At 76.0% G+C, this 8,728-nt stretch carries 7 protein-coding genes; 2 read left to right on the plus strand and 5 right to left on the minus strand.

The genetic code is table 11. The features are described 5' to 3' along the window. From AC0CYZ_RS09390 to AC0CYZ_RS09410, 5 genes are all read right to left on the minus strand, one after another. The coding region (locus AC0CYZ_RS09390; RefSeq protein WP_472214566.1) for an FAD-dependent oxidoreductase at nt 1-1,146 on the minus strand (1,146 nt) is incomplete at its 3' end. A gap of 76 nt (nt 1,147-1,222) precedes the next feature. After that, nucleotides 1,223-2,611: a nitrate/nitrite transporter gene (locus AC0CYZ_RS09395; protein WP_472214569.1), complete on the minus strand. Its 1,389-nt coding sequence runs from the start codon at nt 2,609-2,611 to the stop codon at nt 1,223-1,225. 156 nt (nt 2,612-2,767) lie between these two features. After that, complete coding sequence (locus AC0CYZ_RS09400; protein ID WP_472214575.1) at nt 2,768-3,577, minus strand: TIGR02569 family protein; 810 nt, start codon at nt 3,575-3,577, stop codon at nt 2,768-2,770. 143 nt (nt 3,578-3,720) lie between these two features. Continuing rightward, nucleotides 3,721-4,170, minus strand: a complete 450-nt coding sequence (cynS, locus tag AC0CYZ_RS09405) for a cyanase (protein WP_472214571.1) — start codon at nt 4,168-4,170, stop codon at nt 3,721-3,723. A 20-nt stretch (nt 4,171-4,190) separates the two neighbouring features. Then, on the minus strand, nt 4,191-5,189 hold the full coding sequence (locus tag AC0CYZ_RS09410; RefSeq protein ID WP_472214577.1) for an o-succinylbenzoate synthase: 999 nt from the start codon (nt 5,187-5,189) through the stop codon (nt 4,191-4,193). 88 nt (nt 5,190-5,277) lie between these two features. Between AC0CYZ_RS09410 and menE the strand changes: the two genes are divergently transcribed. Next, the gene (menE, locus tag AC0CYZ_RS09415; RefSeq protein WP_472214580.1) at nt 5,278-6,480 is read left to right on the plus strand and encodes an o-succinylbenzoate--CoA ligase; all 1,203 of its coding nucleotides are present in this window, start codon (nt 5,278-5,280) and stop codon (nt 6,478-6,480) included. Between the two features lie 37 nt (nt 6,481-6,517). Further along, nucleotides 6,518-8,728: winged helix-turn-helix domain-containing protein (locus tag AC0CYZ_RS09420; protein WP_472214573.1), on the plus strand; the 2,211-nt coding region annotated here is incomplete at its 3' end.

An 8,728-nucleotide genomic window follows, 5' to 3' on the forward strand; every position in this document is an offset into this window, starting at 1 on the left:
GTCCCCGACGAGGACGCCCCCGAGCAGCGTGGACGCGTCGTCGCTCACCACGAGCTTCGAGTACGTGCCCGACACGGGGTCGTCGAGGCGGACCTCGAGGGCGCCCGGGGTCGTGGCGTGGGCGTCCCCGAAGCTCGCGACGTCGACGCCGAGCAGCTTGAGCTTGGTCGACAGGTCGGCCTCCGTGAACCGGGCGTCCGCGGTGGGGTCGAGGAGCCGCTCGGCCACCACCTCGGCCATCGCGTACCCGGGGGCGACGAGGCCGTAGGTGCGGCCCCGGACGGCCGCGACCTCGCCGATCGCCCAGACGTGCTCGTCACTCGTGCGGCAGCGGTCGTCGACCAGCACCCCGCCGCGCTCGGCGACGTCGAGCCCGATCTCCCGAGCCAGGGAGTCGGCGGGGCGCATGCCGGCGGAGAAGACGACGACCGAGGCGTCGAGCTCGGTGCCGTCGGAGAGCGTGACGGTGAGCCCGCCGCGGTGGTCGCGCGCGATCGCCGACGTCGACACCCCGGTGTGCACGCGGAGACCGAGGTCGGAGACCAGGCGGTACAGCAGGGCGCCACCCGCGTCGTCGACCTGCACCGGCATGAGCCGCGGCGCCATCTCGACCACGTGCGGCGAGAGCCCCAGCTGGCGCAACGCGTTGGCCGCCTCCAGCCCGAGCAGCCCCCCGCCGACGACGACGCCCGCGCGCCGTCCCGCCCCGGCACCCGCGGTCGCGGCCTCGGCGGCGGCGCGCAGCCCGTCGAGGTCGTCCAGGGTGCGGTAGACGAACACGCCGTCGAGGTCGCGGCCGGGGACGGGCGGGACGAAGGGCACCGAGCCGGTCGCGAGCACGAGCTCGTCGTAGGCGACGGTGCGGCCGGCCCGCGTGGTCACCCGGCGCGCGGACCGGTCCACGGCGACGGCGGGGTCGTCGAGGTGGAGCTCGACGAGCGGGTCGGCGTGCTCGTCGAGCGCCAGGTCGTCCTCGCTCGCGTCGCCCACGTACGAGGACAGCGCGACCCGGTCGTAGGCCGGGCGCGACTCCTCCGCGAGGACGACGACGCGCCAGGCGCCGGCCTCGTCGCGGCGACGCAGGCTCTCGACGAACCGGTGACCGACCATGCCGTGGCCGACGACGACGACGGTGCGCGGTTCCACCTGGGTGCTCCCTCCGGTCGCTCACGAGCACTTTCCGGGCCTATGACCCCGGAAAGTGCTCACGAGGCGAAGCCACCTACACGGACGCGTATGAGACCTTCGTGCCGGTCTTCGGGTCCGTCGCCGCCGTCGAGCTGCGCATGTAGACGACGTAGGTGACGACGAAGCAGACCGCGTAGAAGGCGACGAACGCCCAGAACGCCGGCGAGCCCGACTTCGCGGACTGGAACGACGCCCGGAACGCCAGGTTGATGAGCAGCCCGCCGAACGCGCCGATCGCGCCGGCGATGCCGATGACGGCACCGGAGATGCGGCGCGCCCAGAGCAGGGCCGCCTCCTGGTCCCAGCCCCGCTCCTCCGACGACGCCAGCGCCTTCGTCCGGAAGATCGCCGGGATCATCTTGTAGACCGACCCGTTGCCGATGCCCGAGGTGATGAACAGCAGCACGAAGCCGACCACGAACAGCGGGAGCGACTTCACCGACGACGCCCCGATGCAGATCAGCGCGCTGACCGCCATGGCGACGAAGTTCCAGAAGGTCACCCGGGTGCCGCCGATGCGGTCGGAGAGCGCCCCGCCGACCGGGCGGATCAGCGACCCGAGCAGCGGGCCGATGAAGGTCAGCGTCGCCGCCTGCAGTGGGGTGCGGCCGAACTGGTTCTGCAGCACGAGGCCGAACGCGAAGCTGTAGCCGATGAAGGACCCGAAGGTGCCGATGTAGAGGAACGAGATGACCCAGGTCTGGGCGTCCCGGCAGGCCTCGGCGAGGGCCCCGGTGTCGTTGCGCACCGAGGACAGGTTGTCCATGAAGAAGACGGCGCCGAGCAGGGCCAGCACGATCAGCGGGATGTAGACCGCGAGCAGGATGCGCGGCGAGCCCGTGCCCGCGGTCGCGATGATGAGCAGGCCGACGAGCTGGATGACCGCGACGCCCAGGTTGCCCCCGCCGGCGTTGAGGCCCAGTGCCTTGCCCTTCTCCTTCGTGGGGAAGAACGCGTTGATGTTCGTCATCGACGACGCGAAGTTGCCGCCGCCGACGCCGGCGATCGCCGCGATCACCATGAAGGTGGTGTACGACGTGCCCGGGTGCATGAAGATCGCCAACAGGATCGTCGGGACCAGGAGCAGGGCCGCACTGACGATCGTCCAGTTGCGGCCGCCGAAGACCGCCACGGCCAGCGTGTAGGGCAGCCGCAGGATCGACCCGACCAGGGTCGGCATCGACACGAGGAAGAACTTCCCCGCGGTGTCGATGTGGTAGGTCGCCTCGGGCATGAAGAGCACGAGGACCGCGAAGAGCGACCAGATCGAGAACCCGATGTGCTCGGAGAACACCGAGAACCACAGGTTGCGGTTCGCGACCTTCTTCCCGCCCGCCTGCCAGAAGGACTCGTCCTCGGGCCGCCACTCGTCGATCCAGCGGCCCCGGAGAAGTCCTCCGGAGGTCGGCTCGGCCACGCTCATCCGGTTCCGCCCTCTCGATCGGGGGGCGCGATCCGGTCGCACACCCTCGGTCATGTCGGAGGGCGACGCTAAGGACGGTCGGTTACACCGACGTGTCGTGGCGTTGCGGGCATGCGACGGAGCGAGAGCGGCACATCACGTTCCGCCGCAGCGGGATCAGAGCAGGTCGGTGACGACGCGGGCGGCGTGCTCCAGCCCGCGCAGCGACTCCTTGGTGCAGGCCGGGTGCTGGGCGTGCACCGCGAGCCGGAAGAGCAGCCCGTGCAGCAGCATCTGCGGCCACGCCACGAGGTGCGACCACCGGCTGACGATCCCCGCGTCGGCCCCGCCCCACGCCAGGGCGTCCACGACGACGACCGCGGCGGCCCACTCGACCGGGCGCCAGAACGGCACGATGTCGAGGACGGCGGGCGGCACCTGCTCGGAGGCGGCCCCGTCCGGCCCCTCCCCCGACTCGAAGAGGACGGTCCCGAACAGGTCGCCGTGGACGAGCTGGGACGGCACGGTCAGCGGCGTCCGACGACGGGCGAGCTCGGCGAACAGGTCGCCGCCGGTCTCGGCGTCCAGGGAGACCGCCCGCTCGCCGAAGGCCATGCGGTCCGCGCGGGCGAGGATGTCGTCGCGGTCGTCCACGAACCGCGGGCGCGCGAGCTTGGCGGTGGCCCGGTGCAGGCGCAGCGAGACCGCGACGACGTCGTCGTGGCGCGGGCGCACCTGGCCGCTGACGTCGTGGCAGGCGGCCCACCCCGACACCACGCGCCGCCCGTCGGAGGCGCGGACCGGGCGCGCGAGGCGCACCCCGTCGACCCCCGTGGACGAGAGCTCCTCGACGGTGGCCGCCGACCACGCGGCGAGCACGGTGTCCGACACCGGCCGCAGCAGGACCGCGTCGCAGGTCCACGCCGGGCCGGGGAGGTGGGGCCGCGGCCGTGGTTCCGCCTCGCGGACCCCGAACGCGGTCCGCACGTGCAGGGGCGGACCCTCGGGTTCGCCGGCCGCGGCCGACGGCTGCACCCGGGTGTCCTGCGGCGGGGCGGCGGTCACGCTCCGCACGCTACCCCCGCACGGGTCGAGTCAGGCCGACGACGCGGCGGCGTGTCGACCCCCGGTCACCAGACCTTGTAGGGCAGGAACTTGCCGCTCCAGGTCAGCTTCACGCGGTCACCCTTCGGGTCCGGCTCGCGCTCGAACTCCAGCGAGAAGTCGATGGCGCTCATGATGCCGTCGCCGAACTCCTCGCGGATGAGCTCGTGCAGCGCGGAGCCGTAGACCTGCAGCGCCTCCTGCAGGCGGTAGGTGACGGGCTCGGTCGGGTCGAGCGCCGCCTCGCCGCGCACCGGCGGGGCGGACAGCGCGGCGACGGTCTCGTCGTCGAGGCCGAGCACCCCGCCAATCTTCTGCGCCTGCTCGGCGTCGAGGGGCTGCTGCCCCAGCAGCGCCGAGGTCGTCCACACCAGCGAACGCTCGAGGGTGTCGGCCAGCTGCTGCCAGCTCATCCCCTTCGCGTCCTTGGCCGCGACCACCTCGCGACCTGCCTCCAGCCGGTCGAGCCTGTCCATGTCGTCCTCCTGTGGTCGCACTATCGGACGACGTCGGCGGCGTCCCGGTTCCCCGCGGAATCTTCCACGCGGTGTAGTACCCGGCTCAACCGGTCGAGCCACCACGCCGCCCGGTCCGGGGACGCGGCGTGGGTCGCGAGGCGCTCCACCGAGACCGGGGGCGGGCCGGCGGGCACGGGGATCGCGCCGCGAACCGCGACGACGGCGTCGTCGGGCGCCACCGTGTCGGCGGCGAGCAGGCTCGTCGTCGCGAGCCCGCAGGCGTACGGCAGCTCCGGCAGGGCCCCGGCGAGCGCGAGCCCCGCAGCGAGGCCGACCGAGCTCTCCACCGCCGAGGACACCACGCACGGCAGCCCGACGGCCTCGGCGATCCGCAGCGACGCGGCGATCCCGCCGAGCGGTGCGACCTTCACGACGGCGACGTCGGCGGCCTGCGCGGCGACCACCCGCATCGGGTCCTCGGCGCGGCGGATCGACTCGTCCGCGGCGATCGGGACGTCGACCCGCCGCCGGACCGCCGCGAGCTCCTCCACCGTCGGGCACGGCTGTTCCACGTACTCCAGCCCGCCCGCAGCCCGGTCGAGCGCGCCGATCGCGGCGACCGCGGCGTCGACGTCCCACCCGGCGTTGGCGTCGATCCGGACGCGCCCGGACGGTCCGAGGGCGGCGCGGACGGCCTCGACCCGGGCGAGGTCCTCCCCCGGGTCCTGCCCGCGCTCGGCCACCTTGACCTTGGCCGTGCCCGCCCCGGAGCCGGCGACGATGCTCCGGGCCTGCTCGGGCCCGACGGCGGGCACGGTCGCGTTGACCGGCACGCGCGCGCGCCGCGCGGCGGGCCACGGCGCCCCGAGCACGCCCGCCGACTCCAACGCGCACCGCAGCCACGGCGCGGCCTCGTCGTCGTCGTACTCGACGAACGGGCAGAACTCGCCCCAGGGGCCGTCCTGATCGGCGCGCCGCAGCAGCAGCGTCTCCCGGACGGTGATCCCGCGGAACCGGGTGCGCATCGGCAGCGCCATGACGGCGACGGCCAGGTCGATCCCCGACGGGCCGGCGACGACGGTCACCACCCCGCTGTCGGTCACCGTGCCTACCGTAGAGGCCGTGATCGCCGACCGTCGTGCCGTCGAGGTCGTCCCGACCGACGGCTCCGCCGCCGCGGCCCGCGCGCTCGGGTCCCGGCTCGTCGCGGCCGCGGCCGGCGAGGGCCCCGCGGTGCTGCCGATCGGGCCGGACGACCCCGCGCCGCGGGCGGCGCTCACCGAGCCGGTCGCGCCCGGCGTCGCGGCCGTGGTGACGACCTCGGGGTCCACCGGTGTGCCGAAGGCGGTGCTGCTCTCCGGAGCCGCGCTGGCCGCGTCGGCCGCCGCGACGGCGACCCGGCTCGGCGGGGAGGGCCGGTGGCTGCTCGCGATGCCCGCCCACCACGTCGCCGGAGTCCAGGTCCTGTTGCGCTCGGCGCGCGCCGGATCCCCGGCCGCGGTGATGGAGCTCGGCGCCGGGTTCCGGCCCGACGGGTTCGCCGCCGCCGTCGCCGACGCCGCCCGGGACGGCGACGGGCCGGTGAGCCGGACCTCGCTCGTCCCGACCCAGGTGCGGCGCCTGCTCGACGACGCCGGCGCCGGGCTCGGCGCGCTGCGCGGCCTGGACGCGGTGCTCGTCGGGGGCGCGGCGGCCGACCCGGGGCTGCTCGCGCGGGCGCGGGAGGCCGGCGTCGCGGTGGTGACGACGTACGGGATGAGCGAGACCTGCGGCGGCTGCGTGTACGACGGCGTGCCCCTCGACGGCGTCACCGTGGAGCTCGAGGGCGCCGACGAGGCCGGGGTCGGGCGGGTGGTGCTCGGCGGCGCGACGGTCGCCGAGGGCTACCGCGGGGCCGACGACGCGGCCCGGGCCGACTTCCTGCCCGGCCGGCGCTTCCGCACCTCCGACCTCGGACGGCTCGGCGCCGACGGCCGGCTCGAGGTCCTCGGCCGGGCCGACGACGTGATCGTCACCGGTGGCGAGAAGGTGGCCCCCGCCGCCGTCGAGCGCGCCCTGCTCGCGGTGACCGGGGTCCGGGAGGCGTGCGTGGTCGGGGTGCCCGACGCGGCGTGGGGCGCGCGGGTCGTCGCGGTCGTCGCCGGGACCTCGCTCGACGCCGCAGCGGTCCGCGCCGCGGTCGCGCCGGGTCTGGGCCGGGCGGCGCCGCGGGAGGTCCGGGTCCTCGACGCGGTGCCGCTGCGCGGGATCGGCAAGCCCGACCGGGCCGGGGTCCGGGCCCTGTTCACGGGCGGAGACGAGCACCACGCGACGGACATCCGGGTGTAACCGCGCCGTAGCCGGTCGGCGCCGGAGCCATGATCGGATGACCGACCTGCTGTCCTGCCGTCCTGCCCCCGGAGCCCGACGAGAGGTCCGCGTGCACCTGCTCCTGGTCAGCCCGGCCGAGACCGTCGACGACGTCCTCCCCGGGCTCGCCCTGCTCGCCGCGCACCGCACGACGCTCACCCCGGTCACCGCCGCCGGGCTCCTGACCGGCCCCGACGACGTCGACGCCGTGCTGCTCGACGGCCGCGCCCGGCCCCGCGCCGCGGCCGAGCTCGCGCACACCCTGCGCCGCGCGCGCCCGGGCCTCCCCCGGCTCCTCGTGCTCGGGGCGGACGCCGACCTGCCCGCCGACGCCGAGGGCGACGTCGACGGCCTGCTGCTCGCCGAGGCCGCGCCGGCCGAGATCGAGCTGCGGCTCCGGCTCGCCGTCGCCCCGGCCCGCACCCGTCCGGCGCCCGGCCGCGCCGCCACCGGGGACGCCGGCGGGCTCGGCGTCGGGGACCTCGTCGTCGACACCGCGTCGTTCTCGGCCCGCGTCGCCGACCGGCCGCTGCCGCTGGCGCGCCGGGAGTTCGAGCTGCTCACCGAGCTCGTCGAGCACGCCGGGCGGCCGCTCTCGCGGCGGCACCTGCTCGCGACCGTCTGGGGCCCGGACTACGTCGGCAGCGCCCGGACCGTGGACGTGCACGTGAAGCAGTTGCGACGCGTCCTCGGCGCCGCCCACCGCGACATGATCCGCACGGTGCGCGGCACCGGGTACGTGCTCGTCACCGGCGCCGCCCGGCCCCCGTCCCGCGTCGCGGGCACGCCGACGCTGCTCGCCCGGCCGCTGCACGGGTACGGGCCGACCCACCGTGCCGCCCGGCCCGGGGGGCGGGACGCGCCCGGCGACGTCGTCGCCAGCAAGCGCGCCGGCCTGCCCCTCGACCCCGCCGCGCTCGCCGGCGGCGCCCTCGGCGCGCTCGAGCGCTACAGCCTCAAGACCCTCGGCGTCTGCTCGCAGGCCTCCGACCGGCACTTCCTCGTCCGTGCCCGCACCCGGGGGACGCTCACCGCGGACGCCGCCCGCACGCTCGCCGGCCTCGCGCGCCGCCACAGCGACGGCCGGGTCCACCTGACGACGCGGCAGCAGGTCGAGCTGCACGACGTGCCCGCCCGCGAGGTGGCCGAGGTCCGCGAGCGGCTCCGCGCAGCGGGCCTGGACCCGACGTCGACCTGTGGCCACACCGTCCGCGGCGTCACCACGTGCCCCGACGCGGGCGTCTCCGCCGAGGAGCCCTTCGACTGCACGTCCGACGCGGCCCGGCTCACCGACTCCCTGCTCGCGCTCGGGCCGGACCTCGACGCCCGGCTGCCGCAGCGGCTCACCATCGGCATGGGCGGCTGTGGGCCGTGCCGCGATCAGGCGAAGGTCTCCGACATCGGCCTGGTGTCGGTCCTCGACGACGGCCGCCCGGGCTACGAGCTGTGGGTCGGCGGCGGTCTGGGGCGCTCCGCGCCGACGCTCGCGAGCCGGATCGTCGACGTCGTCCCCCGCGAGCGGCTGCTCCCCGTGGTGCACGCCGTCCTCGAGGTCTTCCTGGCCCACGGGGCCTTCGACACCCCCAACCGCGCACGGTTGAAGTTCCTCGTCGCACGGCTCGGCCGGGCGCGCTTCACCGCGCTCGTCGACGAGGCCGAGCGGGCCGGGAGGCACCGGCGCTGGCCCGCGCCCGAGCCGCTGCCCCCGCGCCCCGTCGTCGGGCCGGACCAGAGCATCCCCGACGGCGGGTGGGGTACGGACGTCCGGCCGCAGACCGTGGCGGGCCTCGCGTCGGTCACCGTCACGGTGTCGCTGGGCGAGCTCGCGGCCGACGCGCTCGACGCCCTGGCCGCCGCGGGCGAGACCGACGGCGACGGGGTGCTGCGCCCGACGCGCGAGCAGAACGTCGTCCTGCGCGACGTCCCGGTCGCCCGGGTCGGGGTGCTGCGCGACGCGCTCGGCGCGCACGGCCTCGTCGTGGGAACGGAGCACCCCGCGCGCGACGTGCGGTCGTGCGTCGGCGCCCCGGTCTGCGCGCTGGCGATCACCGCGACCCACGACCTCGCCCGCAGCCTGTGGGACCTCCCCGCGCTGCGGCGCAACAGCGGCGTGCGGGTCAGCGTCTCGGGGTGCCCGGCCAGCTGCACCCGCCACCAGGCCGCGGACCTCGGGCTCGCGGGCAACCTCGTGTCGCTGCACGGCCGCCGCGTGCCGGGCTACCGCGTG

The organism is Actinomycetospora sp. (assembly GCF_055612215.1).